The organism is Streptomyces sp. NPDC059851 (assembly GCF_042732005.1).
Classification (GTDB): domain Bacteria; phylum Actinomycetota; class Actinomycetes; order Streptomycetales; family Streptomycetaceae; genus Streptomyces.
The window spans coordinates 1-1,352 of sequence record NZ_JBHWJJ010000303.1 but is presented as its reverse complement, the minus strand read 5'-3'; the positions used below and the strand labels follow the sequence as shown (position 1 = coordinate 1,352).

The window sequence follows — 1,352 nt, the reverse complement described above, 5'->3', positions numbered from 1 at the left end:
TCGCCTGGCCCACCACCCTCACCGCCCTCTTCCTCCCCCTCGCCATCAAACAATTCAAAAACCTCAACCACTAACACCCACCACCCAGCAAGAGAAGGCGCCCCGAACAGTCGCGCCCGCGACGCAACGGCGCCTCCGAGCGCCTCCGAGCGGTACCGGGCGGCACCGGAGGGCGCCGGACGGCCCCAGGCGGCCCGCGCGAGCGTTACGGCCTCGATCCGTACAACGATTCTTGGAGAGACCACGAGCATGGCCCCGAGCACGCACACTTCCCAGTCGCAGTCGTCTTCGCCGCACATTGCCGACAGTCATGACCTGATCCGCGTGCTCGGCGCGCGGGAGAACAACCTCAAGGACGTCAGCATCGAGATCCCGAAGCGCCGGCTGACGGTGTTCACCGGCGTCTCCGGCTCGGGCAAGAGCTCGCTGGTGTTCGCCACCATCGCCGCGGAGTCGCAGCGGCTGGTCAACGAGACGTACAGCACCTTCGTGCAGGGCATGATGCCCACCCAAGCGCGCCCCGAGGTCGACGTCCTCGAAGGGCTGACCACCGCGATCATCGTCGACCAGCAGCGGATGGGCTCCGACCCGCGCTCCACCGTCGGCACCGCCACCGACGCCAACGCCATGCTGCGCATCCTCTTCAGCCGGCTCGGCACGCCGCACATCGGCCCGCCCAGCGCGTTCTCCTTCAACGTCCCCTCGGTGAAGGGGAGCGCATCGATCACCGTCGAGGGCGGCGGCAAGAAGGCGGTCCAGGCCGACTTCAGCCGCACCGGCGGCATGTGCACCCGATGTGAGGGCCGCGGCTCGGTCTCCGACATCGACCTCACGCAGCTCTACGACGACTCCAAGTCGATCGCCGAGGGCGCGTTCACCATCCCCGGCTGGAAGTCGGACAGCTGGTGGATCGTGCGGACCTACGCGGAGTCCGGCTTCCTCGACCCCGACAAGCCCATCGCCAAGTACACCGAGGAGGAGATGCAGGACTTCCTCTACCGGGAACCGACCAAGGTGAAGGTCGACGGCGCGACCCTCACCTTCGAAGGACTGATCCCCAAGATCCGCAAGTCGTTCCTGTCGAAGAACCGGGAGGCGATGCAGCCCCACGTCCGGGCCTTCGTGGAGCGGGCGGTCACCTTCACCACCTGCCCCGAGTGCGACGGCACCCGGCTCAGCGAGGGCGCCCGCTCGTCGAAGATCGGCCGGATCAGCATCGCCGACGCCTGCGCGATGGAGATCCGGGACCTCGCGGAATGGGTCCGCGGCCTGGACGAACCCTCGGTGGCCCCGCTGCTCACGGCACTCCAGCAGACCCTCGACTCGTTCACGGAGATCGGACTCGGCTACCT

At 67.8% G+C, this 1,352-nt stretch carries 1 pseudogene; it reads left to right on the top strand.

Annotation, left to right across the window (positions count from 1 at the left end):
• Positions 1-249 precede the first annotated feature (249 nt).
• Positions 250-1,352: pseudogene (locus ACFV7Q_RS38885) on the top strand (excinuclease ABC subunit UvrA); the annotation flags it as partial.